At 39.8% G+C, this 20,966-nt stretch carries 14 protein-coding genes and 1 tRNA gene; 10 read left to right on the top strand and 5 right to left on the bottom strand.

Annotated elements, in window-relative coordinates:
• Positions 1-43: 43 nt before the first annotated feature.
• The 6 genes from EFY79_RS12640 (at position 44) to EFY79_RS12615 (ending at position 10,896) form a co-directional block, all read left to right on the top strand.
• Positions 44-1,786, top strand: a complete 1,743-nt coding sequence (locus EFY79_RS12640; protein WP_123121074.1) for a RagB/SusD family nutrient uptake outer membrane protein — start codon at positions 44-46, stop codon at positions 1,784-1,786.
• Positions 1,786-3,663 carry a glycoside hydrolase family 97 protein gene (locus EFY79_RS12635; protein WP_123121073.1) on the top strand — a complete coding sequence of 626 codons (1,878 nt, stop codon included), beginning with the start codon at positions 1,786-1,788 and terminating at the stop codon, positions 3,661-3,663. The genes EFY79_RS12640 and EFY79_RS12635 overlap by 1 nt, the downstream gene beginning before the upstream one ends.
• Positions 3,664-3,703: 40 nt before the next feature.
• The gene (locus tag EFY79_RS12630) at positions 3,704-5,017 is read left to right on the top strand and encodes an acetylxylan esterase (protein WP_123121072.1); all 1,314 of its coding nucleotides are present in this window, start codon (positions 3,704-3,706) and stop codon (positions 5,015-5,017) included.
• 64 nt (positions 5,018-5,081) lie between these two features.
• Positions 5,082-5,981 carry an AraC family transcriptional regulator gene (locus EFY79_RS12625; protein WP_123121071.1) on the top strand — a complete coding sequence of 300 codons (900 nt, stop codon included), beginning with the start codon at positions 5,082-5,084 and terminating at the stop codon, positions 5,979-5,981.
• A 235-nt stretch (positions 5,982-6,216) separates the two neighbouring features.
• On the top strand, positions 6,217-7,569 hold the full coding sequence (locus EFY79_RS12620) for a sugar porter family MFS transporter (protein WP_233577995.1): 1,353 nt from the start codon (positions 6,217-6,219) through the stop codon (positions 7,567-7,569).
• A gap of 9 nt (positions 7,570-7,578) precedes the next feature.
• Positions 7,579-10,896, top strand: a complete 3,318-nt coding sequence (locus EFY79_RS12615) for a DUF5107 domain-containing protein (protein WP_123121069.1) — start codon at positions 7,579-7,581, stop codon at positions 10,894-10,896.
• Positions 10,897-11,198: 302 nt separating this feature from the next.
• On the opposite strand, the gene EFY79_RS12610 is transcribed toward EFY79_RS12615, so the two are convergent.
• Positions 11,199-11,272 (bottom strand) — tRNA-Pro (locus EFY79_RS12610).
• 219 nt (positions 11,273-11,491) lie between these two features.
• A complete protein-coding gene (locus EFY79_RS12605) occupies positions 11,492-12,118 on the bottom strand; it encodes a DUF6642 family protein (protein WP_123121068.1) in 627 nt (208 codons plus the stop codon).
• Positions 12,119-12,391: 273 nt separating this feature from the next.
• Here EFY79_RS12605 and ggt point away from each other — a divergent pair, with 273 nt between their 5' ends.
• Positions 12,392-14,092 carry a gamma-glutamyltransferase gene (ggt, locus tag EFY79_RS12600; RefSeq protein ID WP_123121067.1) on the top strand — a complete coding sequence of 567 codons (1,701 nt, stop codon included), beginning with the start codon at positions 12,392-12,394 and terminating at the stop codon, positions 14,090-14,092.
• Positions 14,093-14,208: 116 nt separating this feature from the next.
• Positions 14,209-16,638 (top strand): alpha-L-rhamnosidase-related protein, encoded by a 2,430-nt coding sequence (locus EFY79_RS12595; RefSeq protein ID WP_199727523.1) that lies wholly within the window; start codon positions 14,209-14,211, stop codon positions 16,636-16,638.
• A 46-nt stretch (positions 16,639-16,684) separates the two neighbouring features.
• Here EFY79_RS12595 and EFY79_RS12590 read toward each other — a convergent pair whose 3' ends face one another.
• From EFY79_RS12590 to EFY79_RS12580, 3 genes are all read right to left on the bottom strand, one after another.
• Positions 16,685-16,924 carry a DUF7218 family protein gene (locus EFY79_RS12590; RefSeq protein WP_123121066.1) on the bottom strand — a complete coding sequence of 80 codons (240 nt, stop codon included), beginning with the start codon at positions 16,922-16,924 and terminating at the stop codon, positions 16,685-16,687.
• A gap of 64 nt (positions 16,925-16,988) precedes the next feature.
• Positions 16,989-17,315: a four-helix bundle copper-binding protein gene (locus EFY79_RS12585; RefSeq protein WP_123121123.1), complete on the bottom strand. Its 327-nt coding sequence runs from the start codon at positions 17,313-17,315 to the stop codon at positions 16,989-16,991.
• A 259-nt stretch (positions 17,316-17,574) separates the two neighbouring features.
• The gene (locus tag EFY79_RS12580) at positions 17,575-18,639 is read right to left on the bottom strand and encodes an acyltransferase family protein (RefSeq protein WP_123121065.1); all 1,065 of its coding nucleotides are present in this window, start codon (positions 18,637-18,639) and stop codon (positions 17,575-17,577) included.
• Between the two features lie 177 nt (positions 18,640-18,816).
• Here EFY79_RS12580 and EFY79_RS12575 point away from each other — a divergent pair, with 177 nt between their 5' ends.
• Both EFY79_RS12575 and EFY79_RS12570 read left to right on the top strand, forming a co-directional pair.
• Positions 18,817-19,443 (top strand): RNA polymerase sigma factor, encoded by a 627-nt coding sequence (locus EFY79_RS12575; protein ID WP_148041916.1) that lies wholly within the window; start codon positions 18,817-18,819, stop codon positions 19,441-19,443.
• Between the two features lie 243 nt (positions 19,444-19,686).
• A complete protein-coding gene (locus tag EFY79_RS12570; RefSeq protein WP_123121063.1) occupies positions 19,687-20,829 on the top strand; it encodes a FecR family protein in 1,143 nt (380 codons plus the stop codon).
• The last annotated feature ends 137 nt before the right edge of the window (positions 20,830-20,966 follow it).

The following is a 20,966-nucleotide window of genomic DNA, read 5'->3' as shown; positions in this document are numbered from 1 at the left end:
TTGTTTGTCAAAGCTTTTTTGAAAAAATATTAATAGTAAAATCATGAAAAGATTAACATACGCAGCCCTGTTTTTATTTCTTGTTGTATTTGCAGGGTGTAACAAGGATGATGAATTTTTGAAAGAGACTCCCGGTGATTTCTTAACGATCGACAACGCATTTCTTAACTATGCACAATTTAAAACCGGTTTAAATGAGCTTTATCGCCAGGTGCGCCTTGATTATAACAACAGGGATAATGGAGATGATTTTTTTCATTTTGGCTCAGGAACAGATAATATTTTCGTACCTGTTCCTGCGGGTGCCGCCTTTACGGATTGGTCGTTAATCAATCCCACAAGAGGAATATTTAATGATGTTTTCACCCGCCATTTCCAGATAATTTATAATGCCAATAATATCCTGGCGCAATCTGAAAATCCGGCTGTAAGCCTGACTGATGAACAAAAACTTGCTGTGCAGGCTGAGGCACGTCTGTTCAGAGCCTATGGTTACCGCTATTTGTCTTATATGTTTGGAGGAGTTCCTATTATTGATAAACCCGCTACTACACCCAACTTAGCTTTTACAAGAAATACAAGGGCTGAGGTGTATGATTTTTGTATAAAAGACCTGGAATTTGCTTCTGCCAACTTACCCACGACTACTTCAGAACCGGGAAGATTGGTAAAAGCTGCCGCCGATCATTACCTGGCCGAAATGTATATAGCTCTTGGCGATGAAACTAAAAATTCTTCCCTGTATACAAAAGCCATTGAGGCCGCTAGCAGGGTGATAGATGGAACTGATGGCGACTATCACTTAATGACTGAGCGTTTTGGATGGCGCAAAGATGTACCTGGTAAAAATGTATTCTGGGATATGTTTCAAATGCGAAGCCCATCATCCCAATCAAATTATAATTATCAAAGTGGAAATAAGGAAGCTATATGGGTGATGCAAATAGATAAATTTCTTACAGGTGGATTAAATACAACCCTCCCCACAAGAACTGACCAGGAACGTGCTTTCTGGCCGAGTTTCTGGGCATTGGAAAAATTTGGCTATTCAGGGCCTGCCCGCGATTGGACAGGTCGGGGGATAAGCATGGTAAGGCCCACCAATTACTTTACTTATTATCTTTGGAATGCTGCAGACAGCAATGATATGCGCAATTCGCCTGTAAATATTCAAAGGGTTTTTTATGCACCCGATCCAATAATTAATGGCGTGGAAGTGCCCAATTATGATACAACCTATAAAACAAACGTCACTCTTTTTGATGGTTCCAAGGTCGTTGTTTCTTTAAAACCGGGCGATCCTATAAAAAAGGAATGGCTTACCTCACGGCAGGATACCATGGAAAGAGTTTTCCCGAGAGTAATGAAAATGGGGTCTGACTGGCATTATAACGGCGATCCAAGTAATGGCTTTGCTCAAGGGTCTTATGCAATCCGCTTAGCTGAAACCTATCTTGTCCGTGCCGAAGCCTATATGAAAGCCGGTGATAATATGAGCGCTGCTGCTGATATTAATACAGTCAGGGCGCGCGCGGGCGCTACGCCTGTCACTCCGGATGAAGTTAATATTGACTATATTCTTGATGAGAGAATTCGTGAGTTATTTGGTGAGGAATTACATACGCTTACACTTTGCCGCTTAGGATTGCTTTACGACAGAACGAAACGATTTGGCCAAATTGAATCACAGCAAACGGTGATGCCCAAAAACAATCTGATGCCCATTCCACAGGCGGTTATCGATGCTAATAATCAGGCAGAATTTCCACAAAACCCGGATTACTAATGTCATTCAAAAAAATAAAAATAACAATGTTAATAAGCCTTGTACTCATTGCAGTACAAGGCTTTTCGCAAAAGATAACCTTGTCCAGCCCGGATAAGAACATAAAAGCTACATTTTCTTACGGCAGCAGCATCCAGTCCCTGGTTTCATACACTCTTTTTATTGGGCGCCAGCAGGCATTAAAAAAGGGGATGATTGCGTTTGATATGGAAGCATTGAATTCAGCAAATTTTTCTTTGACAGAGGTAAAAAGAAAAACAATTTCATCTTCCTGGCAAACAGTATATGGCGAGCGAAAAAATATACCTGACAGATACAACGAAGTATCCTTTCAATTTAAATCCTCTGACCAGAATTCTCAATTGAAGATTATCTGCCGCGCTTACAACGAAGGATTTGCTTTTCAATACAAAATATTTCAAAAAAATAAAACAATCGTTGTCGATAATGAATTATCCCAATTTAAATTTAGGGATAATGAAACGGCATGGGCCAGTTCTTTTGCACAGTCTCCCATTATTGAAACAAAAATAAATGATATAAAAGGAGTTGTTGAGCGGCCATTAACAGTGAGACTGAATGAACATCTTTTTGTAGCCTTAGGTGAGGCTGCTTTAGTCAATTTTGCAAGAATGAAGTTTGCAAGTGGCGGTAATAATAATCTCATCACGCGGCTATATGGTAAAGTGAAAGGAATTGATTCGCTCAGCTCCCCCTGGAGATATATTTTGGCAGGGAAAAGCCCCGCCGATCTTTTACAAAAAAATTATTTAGTACTGAATTTGAATGAACCCAATCAAATTTCCAATACTAGTTGGATACAGCCGGGAAAAGTATTACGTGAATCCACTCTGACTACCGACGGCGCTATCAATTGTATTGATTTTGCTGCGTCTCACGGTATCCGTTACATCAGTTTTGATGCGGGTTGGTACGGGAAGGAAGACAGCGATACTTCGGATGCCACAAGGGTTTCAGTAGATCCTGCCAGATCGAAGGGGCCTTTGGATCTTAAAAAAGTAATCGCTTACGGGAAAAAAAATAATGTGGGTGTGATACTGTATGTAAATCGCCGGGCGCTTGAAAGGCAGTTAGATACGTTGCTTCCGCTTTATCAATCCTGGGGAATAAAAGGATTGAAATTCGGCTTTGTGCAGGTCGGTTCCCAGTACTGGACAAACTGGCTGCATGAGGCAGTCAGGAAAGCAGCTAAGTACAAAATGGTAGTGGATATTCATGATGAGTATCGCCCTACAGGTTATTCACGTACCTATCCCAATCTATTAACCCAGGAAGGAATAAGAGGCGATGAGGAAAGTCCGTTTACAGAACATACTATTACCACTTTGTTTACCCGGTGTATTGCCGGCGCTGCTGATAACACCAATTGCTATTTTACCAACCGGGTTGATAAAATGGGTTCGCATGTGGCACAAATGGCTAAAGCAGTTTGCATTTACAGCCCGTTACAATTTTTATATTGGTATGATAAACCGGTTCCTGATTCCGTAAAAACAGGTAAGGAAGGTGAAATACAGGAAGTTCCTGAACTTGCCTGGTTTAATCAATTGCCAACAGTTTGGGATGAAACCAAGGTGCTGGAAGGCGATATGGAAGGCTTTGCAACCATCGTAAGAAGAAGCGGAGATAACTGGTTTTTAGGATCACTGAACGGCACTGCGCCCAGGAAGGTAAATTGGAACTGTAATTTTTTAGATAAGGGGAAAAAATATAAGGCAGTAATTTATACAGATGATAGCACGATGAATACTACTACAAAGGTTAAGATGCGAACCATGACGATTGATGATCATTCGAAGATTTCATTAAATATTTCTGCCAGAAATGGCGTTGCCATTCATATTTTTCCTTTGTAAATATTTTTCCTTAATCGGTTTATAAGAGTAAATTAAGGTCATGTTGAAAAATTATAAAAAGCTGTTGTTTGGCTTCTCTTTCCTGCTTTTAGCAGGGACGATACATCGTGGAATTGCTCAAACCAACCAGGATGCCGTTTCAATCAAAGTAACTTTAAATCATTCCGATTGGAAATATAAGGTTGGCGAAAAAGCTATCTTCTCGATTGAAGTTTTTCAAAAAGGACAATTGATAAAAAATGTTCCACTGCATTTGGAAATTGGGAAGGAAAAAATGAAACCGTCTATTGTTGAGAATTTTTCGACAACGAATAATAAAAAAATCATAAACGGTGGCACTTTATTGGAGCCAGGCTTTTTGCGCTGTGTGGTAACGGCAACAATTGATGGGAAAAAATATCGTGCACTTGCTACAGCTGCGTTTTCTCCTGAAAATATAAAAGCCTTTGCAAAAACCCCTGATGATTTTTTAACATTCTGGGCTGATGCCAGGAAAGAACAACTCAAAATTCCATTAGACAGGAAAATGATTTTGTTGCCGGAACGTTGTGATTCTCTTATCAATGTTTATGAAGTATCTGTCCAAAATAATCGCAGCGGCTCAAGAATCTACGGTATTTTATGTGTACCCAGAAAACCAGGTCAATATCCTGCTTTATTAAAAGTACCCGGCGCCGGTGCAAGGCCGTATTATGGTGATACAGCGCTGGCACATAAAGGAATTATAACTTTTGAAATCGGCATTCATGGAGTTACTGTCACACAGCCAAACCAATTTTACTATGATCTTGCTTTTGGGCCCCTTTATAATTATTATTTTCAAAATCTTGATAACCGGGATACATACTATTACAACCGCGTGTATCTGGGTTGTTTACGCGCAGTTGATTTGCTGGCGTCTCTACCGGAAGTTGATACAAGCCGTATTGCGGTTTATGGAGGAAGCCAGGGTGGGGCGTTGTCCATTGTTACTGCAGCGCTTGATCATCGCATTAAATATATAGCGGCTTTTTATTTTGCTCTGAGCGATGTAACAGGTTATTTACATGGGCGTGCCGGCGGCTGGCCACACATGTTTAGTCCGGATAATATTAAATCAATGGGGTCTAAAGAAAAAATAAAAGTGTCGGCCTATTATGATGTTGCTAATTTTGCAAAGCTTATTAATATTCCGGGAATTTATGGCTGGGGATTTAACGATGAAGTTTGTCCGCCAACAAGTATTTATGCCGCCTATAATAACATCCATGCACCTAAGGAGACCGTGATAACCAAAGAATCCGGGCACTGGCTTACTGCTGAAGAAGCATCAAAATCTACCGCGTGGTTAATGCAAAAGTTACAGGCGAAATAAAAATAAAAGTTATGATTTCTTCGTAAAGACAGGCTAATCCCGGGATTTCTTTAATTTTAATTGTATGGATGAAAGCAAATCTGTGACACGAAGAAAAAGGGATGGATTCAATGGGCAGAAAGCGATTGTATTGCCTCATAAGATAGTAAAGGATTGTGATGAGACTAAGTTAGTGCATCAACTTTTTATTACAGATATTGGCTTTTATCCTAAAGCAAAATTTCATTACCGGGAAAGATATGTTGGGGTCGCTCAAAACATACTCATTTATTGTATCAATGGCAAAGGGTGGCTCGATCTCAAAAAGAAAGAACATCCTGTATACCCGGGTCAGTTTTTAATCATTCCAGCGAATGTTGTACATAAATATGGGTCAGAAGAGACGGATCCCTGGTCCATATATTGGCTACATTTTAAAGGAAGCTGCGCGGGTAATTTTGTACACTTGCTAAGCAAACATAATACTCAATTCATCAACGACATTGATTTTTCAGAAGAACGAATCCGTTTGTTTAATACCATTTATGAAACGCTTGAAAATGGTTACAGCGCCGACAATCTTGGGTATATAAATATGTGCCTGTGGCATTTTCTTTCTTCCTTCTGTTATCCTGATGTTTTTCAAACTCCATTTAATAAAAGTGAAAAAGATGCAATTGACATTTCTATTGATTTTATGCAAAAAAACCTGCATCAAATGCTGACTTTAAAAACCCTTGCCAACGAGGTACATATTTCTCCATCACATTACTCGGCGCTTTTTAAAAAGAAAACCGGGTACCCGCCGCTTGAATATTTTAAGCATATTAAAGTTCAGAAAGCCTGCCAATATCTTCAATTTACCAATTTGCAGGTGAGAGAAATTGCTTACAAACTGGGCATTGATGATCATTTTTATTTCTCCCGGTTCTTCAGTAGCGTAATGGGACAATCTCCATTAGAATATCGGAAACGCAAACAATAAGTGCTATAACGATAAAGCGCTTTTACTCTCTTTTATTCTTTATTTTTTTGATGATATTCTCAGTAAGCAAAGAAAAAACTGAAATTTTTATTTTATCGCTGAAGAAACGAGACGTGTACCTTCAAAGAATAAACCCTCAAAGCATAGATACGTTGAAACTCGTAATATTGTCCATTCCTTTCAAGTAATACTCCATTATTAAAATCTTTTTTTCATTTAAGTTTGAAAATTAAAAATGTTACTTAAGATGTCCCGGCAATCTACTGGTAATCAAACTTACATTATTGCCATTTCTTTTATTTCTGCATTGGGCGGCTATCTGTTTGGTTTTGATTTTGCCGTTATTTCCGGTGCATTACCCTTCTTAAGAACAGAGTTTGTATTGGATGTGTGGAAAGAAGGTTTTTTAACGGGTTCACTCGGATTAGGTTGTATTGCAGGTTGTTTATTTGCAGGCACTTTTACAGATCGCTATGGTCGGAAACCCGGCTTACTGCTTGCTGCGCTCATTTTTGCTGTATCATCAGCAGGGATGGCTTTTTCAAATGGATTTAATTTTTTTATAACCATGCGTTTTGCTGCCGGCATTGGGGTGGGCATGGCTTCAATGCTAAGCCCTATGTACATTGCAGAGGTGTCCCCGGCCCCCGTAAGAGGCCGTAATGTGGCTATTAACCAACTGACCATAGTTATAGGAATATTAGTAACCAACCTCGTTAATTACAATCTTGCAGATAAGGGCGCAGATGCATGGCGCTGGATGTTTGGTTTGGGAATAATCCCTTCTTCGTTATTTTTTTTGGGAGTATTATGGTTGCCGGAAAGCCCACGTTGGTTAATAAAAGCGGGGGAAACTGCAAAGGCCGAAACCATTCTCAAAAAAATTGGGAATTCTTTTTATGCAAGGCAATCTGTTAAAGAAATTCAGGCTTCCTTATCCGGAACTGCCAATCCTGTAAAAAGTGTTTTTGAAAAAAGCGTTCGACCTGCGGTTATTATTGGTATTGCGTTAGCAGTGTTTCAACAATTATGTGGTATTAATGTGGTTTTTAATTACACATCCACGATTTTTGAATCCGTAGGAGCAAATCTTGATCGCCAGTTATTTGAAACGATTTCTATTGGCATTGTTAACCTCATTTTCACGTTGGTTGCAATGTGGCAGGTTGATAAGTTGGGACGAAGACCATTGATGCTAGCAGGCTCTATGGGGTTATCCGTGATTTATATTATACTGGCAATTCTTTTGCAAAACCATTTTCCTACGGTATGGATTTCTGTATTCGTATTGCTGGCGATTGCCATGTACGCCTGTTCACTGGCGCCGGTAACATGGGTGTTGATTTCTGAAATATTCCCCAATAAAATACGCGGTAAAGCAACCTCTGTTGCCATTGTTTGTTTATGGGCATCTTATTTTATTCTTGTTTTCACCTTTCCTTTTTTGGCAAAAGTATTGGGAACTTATGGCCCGTTTTATTTGTATGCGGCGGTTTGTTTACTTGGATTTCTTTTTATAAAAAAACGGGTACATGAAACAAAAGGCCAGACTCTTGAACAATTGGAATTAAATATAAAAATGCATTAGCAACTGTTTATGATCACGAATGAATTTTACGTAAAAATATGGGAAGAGGAGGTTATTATCCCAACGTATGAAACGGGCAAGCCCGAAAAAAATCCTATGTTTTTTGAAAGAAGGGTTTACCAGGGTAGTAGTGGCGTGGTATATCCAAATCCTATCATTGAAAAAATTTACGATGAAAAAAAGGATAAAAAGTATCAGGCTGTATTTCTTGAGAACAAATATATAAAAATACAGGTGCTGCCACAATTGGGCGGACGCATTCAAATGGCTTTTGATAAAATTGGCAATCGCCATTTTATTTATTACAACAAAGTAATAAAACCTGCATTGGTTGGGCTTTGTGGCCCATGGATATCAGGAGGCATTGAATTTAACTGGCCGCAGCATCATCGCCCATCTACATTTGATCCTATAGATGTTACGATTGAAGAATTTGAAGATGGCAGTAAAACCGTTTGGGTAAATGAAGTAGAACAAATGTTTCGTACCAAAGGTATGGCCGGGTTTACATTATATCCAGATAAGGCTTATGTGGAAGTGAAGGTGCGTTTATACAACAAAACTCCTTTTCCCCAGAGCTTTTTATGGTGGGCCAATCCTGCGGTAAAAGTCAACGATTTTAATCAATCCGTATTTCCGCCCGATGTTCATGCGGTATATGATCATGGCAGAAGAGATGTGAGCGATTTTCCCATAGCTACCGGCACCTACTACAATGTCAATTATTCACCAGGTACAGATATTTCGCGGTACAAAAATATTCCTGTACCCACTTCATATATGGCCGGAGAATCCAAATATGATTTTATTGGCAGTTATGAACACGATACGCAATCCGGGATGCTTCATGTAGCCAGCCATCATGTGTCAACAGGCAAGAAGCAATGGACATGGGGCAATGGCGATTTCGGAAAATCGTGGGATAGAAATCTTACAGATGAAGACGGCCCTTACGTTGAAATCATGTGTGGCGTTTTTACAAACAATCAACCCGATTTCAGTTGGATACAACCGAATGAAGAAAAGAGTTTTGAACAATACTTTATGCCTTATGCTCAGATTGGATTGGTAAAGAATGCAAGCAAGGAAGCCGCAATCAACGTTGACTTTAGTAACCATGAAATATTGGTGAAAATATATGTTACTGCGGAATATAAAAATGCAATTATTACCGTTCTACTGGAGGATTCAATCATTGAAGAAATCACTACCGATCTTTCGCCATTAAAAAGCTATCAAAAAACCATAACTACCGGCGTTTCTTTTTTTCCTAAACAAATAAATGTCATTGCTAAAGGTAACGAGGGCAATGTATTAATAAGCTATCAGCCGGAAGAAGATATTGACAAAGAAAAACCTGCGCCCGCAAAAGCCGCATTGCTTCCTTCAGAAATTGAAACAAATGACTTGTTGTTTCTAAATGGATTGCACCTGGAGCAATACAGGCACGCTACTTTTTCACCGCTTCCTTATTATGAAGAAGCACTGAAAAGAGATGCAGGAGATATTCGTAACAACAATGCATTGGGCCTATGGTACCTGAGACGCGGACAATTTGCCAAAGCTGAACCTTATTTCCGCAAGGCTGTAGAACGATTAACAGAACGTAATCCTAATCCATATGACGGCGAGCCTTATTATAATCTTGGGCTCTGTCTTAAGCTTCAAAACAACTTTGATGAAGCTTACAAATATCTTTATAAAGCCACCTGGAATGATGCATGGCAGCACAATGCTTTTCTGCAGCTTTCTAAAATAGCCGCCATAAAAAAAGATTTCAGGAATGCACTTTATTTAATTGAAAAATCCATCGACCGCAATTACCGCAGTCACAATGCAAGGCATTTAAAGGCCGCATTATTGCGTAAAACAGGCTATACTGAAGAGGCGCTCCGGCTGATAAGCGATTCTATAAAAATCGACCCTTTCAATTATGGCTGTTTGTTTGAAAGATACCTGGTTGTACCAGAAGACCAAAAAAAAGAGACACTTGAAAAGCTGAGAGAGTTGATGCGAAATTCATTGAATAACTACCTGGAGTATGCAATTGATTATCTGCAATCAGCAATGTATGAAGAAGCGATAGCGCTGTTGACGGTTTATGAAGAAAGAAATCCTGACGCCTCTCCCTTATTGTATTATTATTTGGGATGGCTTCATCTTCAATTAGGTAATAAAGAACAGGCTCAGCTTTATTTTAAAAAGGCTTCAGCGGCTTCTCCTGATTATTGTTTTCCCAATAAATTAGAGGATAAGATGGTGCTGGAAGCCGCCATAAGCGACCATCTTTCTGCAAAGTCATTGTATTATCTTGGTAATTATTGGTATGCCAATCGGCAATATAATGAAGCAATCGATTGTTGGGAAAGATCTATTTCTATTGATGATCAGTTTGCGACGGTCCACCGCAATCTTTCTTTAGCCTGCTATAATAAATTAAAAGATGCCTCAAAAAGCATTTCGCTGTTGGAAAAGGCATTCGCATTAAATAAGACCGACGCCAGGATTTTAATGGAACTAGACCAGTTGTATAAAATTGAAAATTATGATTACCGGCAGCGATTAGAATTACTGGAAGCACATCTTACACTCGTTGAAGAAAGAGATGATCTTTATTTGGAAAGAATCACCATTTACAATCAATTGCATGAATATGAAAAAGCCCGTCAATTGTTGAGCCAAAGGAAATTTCATCCATGGGAAGGAGGGGAGGGGAAAGTAATTTTGCAATATTTGATCTGTAATATAGAACTAGCGAAAAAAGCCCTGGCCAAAGGTTCAAACGAAGATGCATTAGAACTGCTTGATAAATTAGAACATTATCCTGGTAATTTAGGAGAAGGAAAATTATACGGAACTGCTGAAAATGACATTCATTATTTTAAGGGATGCGCGTATGACGCTATGGGCATGAATGAACAGGCTGTTGAGGAATTTATATCTGCAATAAGGGGAAACAGTGAGCCTGTGCAAGCAATTTTCTACAACGATCCTCAACCAGATAAAATATTTTACCAGGGGCTTGCATGGCAGAAATTGAACAATGCAAGAAAAGCAAATGAGATTTTTAATAAACTGATTAGTTTTGGAAAGGCACACCTCAGTGATGAAATCAAGATTGATTATTTTGCCGTTTCATTACCTGATTTGCTCGTGTTTGACCAGGATCTTAATGCCAGGAACGCCACTCATTGTAATTATATGATCGGTCTGGGTTTGCTGGGATTAAAGAAGGAAGAACTCGCCAGGGAATATTTTAAAAAAGTGCTTGATCAAAATATCAACCACCAGGGTGCGCTCATACATTTGCGTATGATTGAGAGTTGAAAAGCCTGACTAATACTTTTAATTGCCAATCGATTTGAGGTTGCATAATCTTCATTGGTCAAGATTCTGCACATTCAAACCCATTTCAAATCCTCTCAAAATGTGTCAAAAAAATAACACAACTAATTGAAAAGTAATAGATTATGAGCTATTGAGTGAATACAAATTCTATGCCTTAAAATACTCACTGATTTACTCACTTGAGTATTGATATTATTTGCCATTATTTGATACAGGTACAAAAAAAAATCCCTGTAAACCAATGAATTTTACAAGGATTGACGGGTTTTGATTCCCCTTTGTCGGGATGACTGGATTCGAACCAGCGGCCTCTTCGTCCCGAACGAAGCGCGCTACCGGGCTGCGCTACATCCCGCGATTTTTTGGGCCTGCAAATTATTGAAGTCTTAATGACTAAACAAAAAGATTTCTTGTCTTGTAATAAAATTTTTTAAAATCCACTATTGATTTTGAAAGAAATTTTATTAAAAACAATATACAGATTCGTCAAAATTAACGTAGTTAAAAATTCGTGTAGTCATCACCGTTAGTTCAGCCTTCTTTTATATTTTTCAGAAAAAAATATTTAATAGAATCACCTGGCGTAGGCCACAGTCTTTTGACGTTTTCTTACAAAATGTTTGTTTTCGTTGATCATCAACCTGAAATCCAGCTCAGTGATTTGACGTTTACATTCGGATTGAACCATCCGGCTAAAAACTTTCATTCCTGTAGAATCGAAGGGATTATTTTGAAGAATATCCAGCAATAAAATTTCAAACGATGCAGATGGAAGCCAGTCTACGTCCCGTTTGTAGCCCATTACTGCCAGTACTTCGGTTTGGTCCATAAAATTTTGCACCCGCTTTTTGCTGAGGTTTAAAGTGGAACAGCTTCCGAAATGAATGATAGAGCGCGAACAGGTATTTCCAATGATATTTCCCAAATCGATAAGCGTTACCTTTTCTTTGCCTACCTTAATAAAACCGGGCTCGCCGTGAAACCCGAGGTAGAGGATGGGATACTTGCCACAAAAGGATTTTGTTTTCCAGCGATTAATAGAATATTCAAATTCTGCTTTGGTGTTGCACCTGTGATGCACAAAAGGCATGTTGCTGTGTTTGCCCACCAGTTCCAATACGGGAGTTACTGATATCAGGTCTCTGTGATCGCCATACCAAAAGCCTTCAAGGCAGAAAACCCCCTTCGGTTTATTTCTCATCTTACATCAAAAATTAAAAAATCAGGCATCGAATTTAAATGGGTTGGCAGGCTTTTTGAAATTTGTATCGTTCCAAAAAATTGAATAGTAAAAAAACAAATTATTCCGTAAAGGAACAAATATTTATAGTAACTATCCAGATATTTTACAGTAAACAAATAAATATGACCGATTTTTATTCAGGAAATAAAAAAACAGCCACATTTTAATGATTATTTTTACTGCTTTTTGTACCCGATGAGGGTATAATTTTAAAATCATTATCCAGATTATATGCAAAAAAATCCATCTTTATTTTTCATTTCGGGTGTTGCTTTCCTGCTTTCGTCGTGCTCCCATTCTCAAAAAATCAATGCTTTTCAGTTTCAAACAAAAAAGAAAATTGAGGTTAAGCGCGGAGCCGTGGTATCCGCCAGCCAGATAGCTAGTGAAGTAGGCGTCAGCATTATGAAACAGGGTGGTAACGCGGTGGATGCAGCCATTGCTACTCAACTGGCGCTGGCCGTAGTGCATCCGAGTGCCGGCAATATCGGCGGCGGCGGCTTTACCATTATTCATTTAAAAGATGGACAGAATATCGCCATTGATTACCGCGAAAAAGCGCCCGGTGGTGCTACACGGGATATGTATCTCGATTCCAGCGGAAACCCACAGATGACTCTTTCCCAAAACAGCCCGCTTGCGGTGGGTGTTCCAGGCTCGGTTGCGGGCATTTTCGCTTGTATGAAATATGCAAAGCTTCCTTTTAAAAAGCTAATCCAGCCGGCGATTGAGTTTGCTGAAAATGGTTTTGTGCTGGTAAAAGGAGAGGCAGACGGCCTCAATTCGGTTCGAAACCATTTATTGAGTGTCAACAATTTTATTCCCGCTTTTGTAAAAGAAGGGTTTTGGAAGGAAGGAGATACGCTGATTCAAAAGGACCTGGCCAATACCTTAAAACGAATAAGAGACGATGGCGCTGATGGGTTTTACGGAGGCAAGACCGCCCAATTGATTGCTGCGCAAATGAAAAGAGATAAAGGACTTATCACCGAAGAAGACTTAAAAAATTATGAAGCGAAAGAGCGGGCGCCAATCGTATTTGATTATAAAGGCAACACGGTAGTTTCCATGCCATTGCCTAGCAGCGGCGGCATTATTTTAGAGCAAATGCTCAAAATGAGCCAGATGGAAAATATCGGCGAAATGAGCTATGGCAGCGTTGCTTCAGTACAGTTAATGTCAGAAGTGGAAAGGCGCGCCTTTGCAGACAGGGCCAAATATCTCGGCGACCCTGATTTTGTAAAAGTTCCCGTAAAAACGCTCGTCAGCGAAGAATACCTGGCCAAAAGAATGAGCGACTACGATTCCACCAAAGCGGGAAACAGCAAGAATATTAAAGAAGGGTACATCCAGGAAGGAGAGGAGACCACTCATTTTGATGTGCTGGATAAAGAGGGGAATGCCGTATCGGTAACCACTACTTTAAATGGCGGATATGGCTGTGGCATTGTGGTGCAGGGTGCGGGCTTTTTATTAAATAATGAAATGGACGACTTTAGCGTAAAGCCCGGTGTTCCCAACATGTTTGGCGCAGTGGGCGCTGAAGCAAACGCCATCGCGCCCGGCAAAAGGATGCTGAGCAGTATGACTCCTACCATCGTTCTAAAAAACGACAAACCTTACATCGTGGTCGGAACGCCGGGAGGCACTACTATTCCGACGAGCGTTTACCAGACCATCGTCGACATGATTGATTTTAAAATGACGCCGCAACAGGCGGTTGATTCTCCCAAATTTCATCAGCAGTGGCTACCGGATGTAATTTTTGTTGAAAGCAATTTCAACCCTAACACCATTGAAGGCCTGAAGAAAATGGGGTATACAATTGAAAAAAGAGGTTCAATAGGCCGCACAGAAGTGATTGAAGTAAAAGGAAATAAAATTACCGCAGTTGCTGATTTCCGTGGCGATGATGGAGCCGCAGGGTATTAAGCCGCATGATTCAATTTGGCGAAATTCATCTTTATGCTTGTGGTGCATCAAAAGTTAAAGAATCCAAAACATCACAGCCCTTCGTACTTTTAGTAAAAATTTTCTAAAATAGCAATATGAATTACCAACGTATGCTTTTATTTATGTCCACAGCATTCAGGAAAGCCTCTTTAATTTTTGGCTTTGCCTTATTGTGTGCTTCTTCATACGGGCAACAGTTTTCTGCCAATCCAAAATTATTAAATGGCAGCTGGAATGCGCATTGGATCACTTGCCCCGGTGTGCCTGCAAAAGCTTATGGCGTCTATCATTTCCGTAAATCTTTTGATTTAAATGCGGATATTTCAAAGTTTATCATTCATGTTTCGGCAGACAACAGGTACATTTTATATGTGAACGGAACTGAAGTGGGCAGAGGGCCGGCAAGAAGCAGTACATACAATTGGAATTTTGGAACCTTCGATATTGCTTCAAATCTGCATAAGGGAAAAAATGTAATTGCCGCCTGGGTTTGGAACATGGGCGAATATGCGCCCGTGGCACAGATTTCTGCGCAAACGGGTTTCTTATTGCAGGGCGATAGTAAAATTGAAGAGGTGGCTAATACCGACAGAACATGGAAAGTGCTGCACGACACCGCCTATTCCCCCTGCGCTACAAATATGGGCGCCATTTTACATTCTTATTTCGTTGTGGGCCCCGGCGACGAGGTAAGAGCAAAGGATTTTCCGTGGGGATGGGAACTGCCCTCTTATAATGACAGCAATTGGCCGAATGCGGAGAATGTGGGTACGCCGGTAGTAACTGCGGGTTATGGTTCGGACAATATATGGACACTTGCCCCACGCGAAATTCCGCAGATGGAACAAGAAATCCAGCGCATGGCAATTATCCGAAAGGATGTATCCGGGGCTGATAGTAAACTAACAAAAAATGAAGATTCTTATTTTCTGCAAGGCGGCCATCCTATTACCATTCCTGCCAACACCACCAAAACCATTTTGGTTGACCAATCTTATGAAACCGTTGGCTACCCTGTGTTAAAAGTTAGTGGCGGCAACGATTCAAAAGTGACGCTTACCTATGCTGAAGCTTTGTTTGATGAAAAAGGAGATAAAGGCAACCGCAATGTTACTGAAGGCAAAACTATGAAGGGATTTTACGATATTTTTTATCCTGACGGTGGAAGCAACAGGAGCTTCAGCCCGTTATGGATACGCACGTGGCGCTATTTGCAATTGGATATTACTACCGGTAATCAACCGCTCGTGCTGGAAGATTTGTATGGAATCTTTACAGGATATCCATTTGAACAAAAAGCAACATTTGTGTCTAACGATAAGTCTCTTGAGGATATCTGGAAAGTAGGATGGCGCACGGCGAGATTGTGCGCAGGCGAAACGTATTTTGATTGCCCCTACTATGAACAATTGCAATATGAAGGTGATACCCGTATTCAATCGCTTATTTCTTTGTACAACACCGGCGATGACAGGCTGATGCGGAAAGCTATCAATGATTTTTATTTGAGCCGAGTGCCTGAAGGGCTTACGCAGGGCCGTTTTCCGAGCAGCCGGCTGCAGGTAATACCCCCATTCTCCCTGTTTTGGGTTTCCATGCTTCATGATTACTGGATGTTGAGAGGTGATGATGCATTCTTACAAAAATATTTAGATGCAGCTAATCTGGTGTTAAAATGTTATGAACAACATATTGATTCATCGAAAGGAATTTTGGGCCCGATGAAGTGGTGGAGCTTTGTTGACTGGAATGACGCTTTTCCCGGTGGAACACCACCCGGCGCTATGGATGGAAATTCTTCAATTATCACCCTTCAGTTTGTGTATACGTTGCGACAGGCCGCACAACTGTTCGATTATTTTGGCAAAAAGGAAATGAGTAAGCATTATATAATGCTTGCCAATGCGCTGGCTAAAAAAACGTACGGGGATTGCTTTGATAAAAAGAAAATGGAAATGGCAGACACTCCTGAAAAAAGCAGCTACAGCCAGCACGCCGGAATTATGGCTATTCTTGCTGAAGCCATTCCTTCCTCTGAAGAACAAACTGTGATGAAAAATATTTTATACGATTCTACCCTTAGCCAGGCTACTTTTTATTACAGGTTTTATTTAACGCGTGCAATGGTAAAAGCAGGCATGGCCAATCTTTATTATTCGCAGCTAAAACCATGGCGCGACATGCTGAAAAACGGGCTGACTACATTCGCTGAAAAGCCCGACCCTACACGGTCTGATTGCCATGCATGGTCAGCAAGTCCTATTTACGATTTCCTTGCTACGATTTGCGGAATTACACCGGCATCACCCGGGTTTAAAACAGTTAAGATCGCGCCGGCATTTGGCGAATTGACCGAAATAAAAGGCACGATGCCCGTAGCGGATGGAGAGCTATCGGTGATGCTTACACGAAAAAATAAAAATATCTCCGGCGAAATCACCCTTCCAAAAAATCTTTCAGGAACATTAAAGTGGAATGGTAAGACGATGGCATTACATGCAGGAAATCAGAAAGTAGCACTGTAATCAATCCAAGATACAGCGAACAGGCTATTGCAGATCTGGCGGAAGTCTAATTATTCCTGAGCGCATGTATCAGCTCTTCTTTGTCCATTTTTGACCGGCCTTCTATGCCCACTTTTTTGGCTTCGTCATACAATTCCTGCTTTGACCGGTCTTCATAATCTTTAGATTTGCCGCCTTTTTTCCCCGAATCCGGGGTGTTGGCGATCCTGGCTGATTTTTCTTTGCTATAACCCTTATCGCGCAAGGCTTCATACTTGTCTTCGTTTTTAATTCTGGGGTCTGGCATGATGATTTAGTTTTAAATTAAAAAATATAATCTCTTGTGCAGATATAATCTTGGTTTTCCGTAATCAGGCGGCAGTTCTGCAGGCTTCTGCACACTCTGTACATGCCTGCGCACAGGCCTGGCAATGGTCATTTTGATGTTGACCACATTCAGCAGCGCATGCTTCGCAAATTTCAACGCATTCCTTTAAAAGATGTTTTGCGTGCTGTGAATCCCTGGCCAGTAAAATGCCGGTAGTTTTGCAAATGTCTGCGCAATCAAGATCGAGCGCAATGCACGAAACCATCATCTTTACATTTTCTTCTTTGAGGCATGCTGATGCACAAAAGTTGCATGCGGCCACGCAGATATCAATTTTTTTGATCAGATCATGATTTGGAATAATGTTCATAGCTTTTATATTTAAAAAAATGAAGGATATAAATTCAATCAGAAAAATTTCAACAACCTTCATGCCATAAGGATGTGCCAAAATGTTTATAATAAGGCATACAGTTGCAAAGCAGTAAACAAAAAAATATCAATAATTTTTATTTTGCTTGCACTAATGGCATAGCCTTCCGTAACAAATCCCAATCAATAGTTGAAGAAGATCTTGCAAAAAAAAACGAGAAAAATCAGGGCTGTTCATTGCAGAACTTTCTAATCTCTTACATCCGCAGCCGCGTAAAATATTTTCTCACCGGCATGTCATAAAATTTCATAATAAGCCACGAAAAAAAGATAAGCAATAAAGTGCCGCCAATAATAATCCAAACCAGTATAGCTGTGGCGGGCTTATATTGAAGAAAATAATTTCCAAATATCCAGAGAAAAGCATAATGGCTCATATAAAGAGGATAAGAAATATCACCTAATAATTTACATGCAGAAATCATTTTAGGATTAAGCGTAGCACCTGCGCCAAGGCTGACTAAAAACGGAAAATACATAGTCACAATGCATGCTTCAATAATACCATTATTGGGAAGATGTGGAAAGATAAAAGCGAGGACCAGTAAGACAGCAGGTAGAAAAAATCCCAGTTTATTTTTAATAATTAATTGATACCTGTGAATAATTAATCCTGCAGTAAATGAATATCCTATCCTGATGCCGCCATCCCAAAAGTTTTCGCCGGCCCAGCCGCCAAGCAGGTTTCCTTTTGTAGCAGCCACATAAAACAAGCCCGCACCGAAAAGGAATAAGAGTAAAAACAAAAACCGCCTGGGCAATCGTACAAGAATGAAAGCATAAATAATGTTGGCGATATATTCCCAAAAAAGCGACCACGCAGGCGCGTTTAGGCCAAAGAGATTGAACGACCGCTCTTCCATTATGGGTAGCGGAATTAATAACAGTGAACAAATAAACAGAAGCAAAATTTTTGTTACGGGATAGCTAAATTGAAAAGTTGCAAAAGGGTCAAATAAAAATGTAAGTAACCCGAGTACGCTGCCCAGCACCACCATGGGTTGAAGCCTTATCAATCGTGATAGAAAAAACTGTTTCATTCCAATTGTTGGAAGCCGCTTGTCATAAGCGTAGCCAATTACGAAACCGGATAGGCAGAAGAAAAAATCAACGGCCAGAAACCCATGCCCAATAAAGTTCTTTTCAGGAGAATACACCCATTCCATAAAATGGAACACCACAATTGCGATGGCAGCAATGCCGCGCATGCCATCAAGGATTTGAAAATGAGGCCGCGATTGTAATAAATTAGTACCTGTCATATTGAAAACAGAAGCAGCAAAATAAGCCCATTTATCTTGTTAAACAAAACTGACGACTAAGGTTAAAAACGTTTTTGCAGGATGGATAATTTTTAAAATTGCAGGCAGGCCGCATTCAATACTTTTGTGCTTGTGCAAAGGGTTTTGGCTATAACAGTTTTTCCTATCTTTGAAAATATGGTATCTCCCGCGATAACAGAAAATGTATGGACGATGTTGAGAAATGGTGATGAAAACGCATTGCTGACACTATATAATCATCATTATTTAGGGCTCATCAATTTTGGTATCAAAATAACCGGCGACCGGACATTGACTCATGACTGTATTACCCAATTGTTAATAGAACTCTGGGATAAAAGAGCCAGTCTTCCTCTCGTAAACAATGTAAGATGCTATCTTCTTACTTCTTTAAAACATAAGATTCTTTTTGAATTAAAAGCAAAGCAAATAAAGGGGTACAAACTTGCCGATATTGAATCATTCCCTCATCACCAGGAAATATCCTATGAAGAGCATCTTATTAAATTACAAACAGATGAAGGACTGAAACAAAAATTGAATAAAGCTTTTTTAAAACTAACTCCGAGGCAAAAGCAATTATTGCAAATGAAGTTTTTTGAAGATATTGATTATAATGAGATTGCCCGCTCCTGCAACATTACCAGGCGAACTGCTTATAATATTATTCACGACTCGCTAAAAATATTGAAAGCCGAACTTTATAAAATGGAAAAAGACCATGCCGGGATTAGCAGCGCTGGCTTTTTGCCGATTGTCATCATGATATGTTTAATACATTAAATGTGTGCCTGCTTTTAAGTGTTTTGTCTAACATTAGCTACGAAAATTAATTACTATTCCGGGCGGTGAAGGAATTGCACATGGATGATTGCACAAAATTTTCACCTTTATTTTGCGGCCCCAAAATCGAACGAAACGCCATAGGCAAAGCTATCCGATGATGAAGATTTTGGCGTCTTAATTTTTTTTTGAAATCCATAGTAAAAATAGTGTCCCTTTCCCTCTATAGATAAAGACTGATACATGAACTACATGGAATATGATGTGGAAGATTTCGTGATGAATGATTCTTTTCGGGATTATTGTTTAGGCAAAGAAGATCCGGACGCCCTTTTTTGGAAAGCGTGGATAAATGATAATCCTCATAAAATTGAAACGTTTAAACAGGCAAAGAAACTTGTTATTATATTAAATGGAAACACTGACTTACAGAGTTACAGGCGGGATTCTCAAAAATTTAAAAATAAATTTTATAAACATTTGCAGAAAGGAAAGGATGAGGCCGTGGTCGACATTTCGGAAGAGTTTCTTATAAATAAACCTGGTAACAAAAAACGCTTGTTGTTTATTTATGCCGGAAGCATTGCGGCGTGTTTCCTGTTAATGCTGGTATTGTTTTATCAACAAGGCCCTCAGCCGAAATCGCCGGCGAAAGAAGTCGTTTCTAATCCTAAATTAATATACTCGAGCTTGCCAGGCGAGAGGAAATCTTTTCAACTTGCAGATGGTTCGGTAGTTACATTGAATGGAGGAAGCCGCCTTGAAGTTTCAAAGGATTTTAACCTCGCCAGGCGCGAAATTTCTTTAAAAGGGGAGGCCTATTTTAGTGTTACACACAACGCGCTTAAACCGTTTATAATTCATACTGACAACATCAACGTAAAGGTGTTGGGTACTGAGTTTGATGTAAAGGCATACCCCGGAGATAGAACTACCGAGACTATCCTCATCAAGGGATCAGTGGAGGTAACCGTACATGACAGGCCTGAGGAAAAAATTGTGCTGAAGCCTCGTCATAAACTCATCATCCAGAATGAAGGAATAGCCGCGAAAGATATTTCGGATACTGTATTGAAAGCGCATAAAGCAATTCGCGAAAAATTACAGGTGCAGAATGTGATGTTGAGTTCAACCGATAGTTCAGTAATTGAAACGTCGTGGAAAGATAACCGGCTGACATTTAACAACGAAACCTTAGCCGAGGTGGCCGTGAAATTAGAAAGGTGGTATGGTATACAGGTAAGTGTGGCAGGTGATATTGCGGACAAATATCATTACACAGCGATTTTCGAAAATGAAAGCCTTAATGAAACTTTGAAAGCCTTACAACTTTCCCTGTTTTTTCACTATCGTATAGAAGATGATAAAGTTTTGATAACCAAATAAAATAAAAAATATGACTTAATGCATCGATAAACACACAAACGAAAAATGAAAAAAACGGGGAATGCGCCAACATTCCACCGTAGCTTAAATTAAGAAACAGGTACCTATTAAGCAATATCCTGTTTCATTCATATTAC

Origin of the sequence: Hanamia caeni (genome assembly GCF_003721595.1) — a bacterium.
GTDB classification, from domain to species: domain Bacteria; phylum Bacteroidota; class Bacteroidia; order Chitinophagales; family Chitinophagaceae; genus Ginsengibacter; species Ginsengibacter caeni.
The sequence above is the reverse complement of the archived record's forward strand: the minus strand, read 5'-3'. Positions and strand labels throughout refer to the sequence as shown.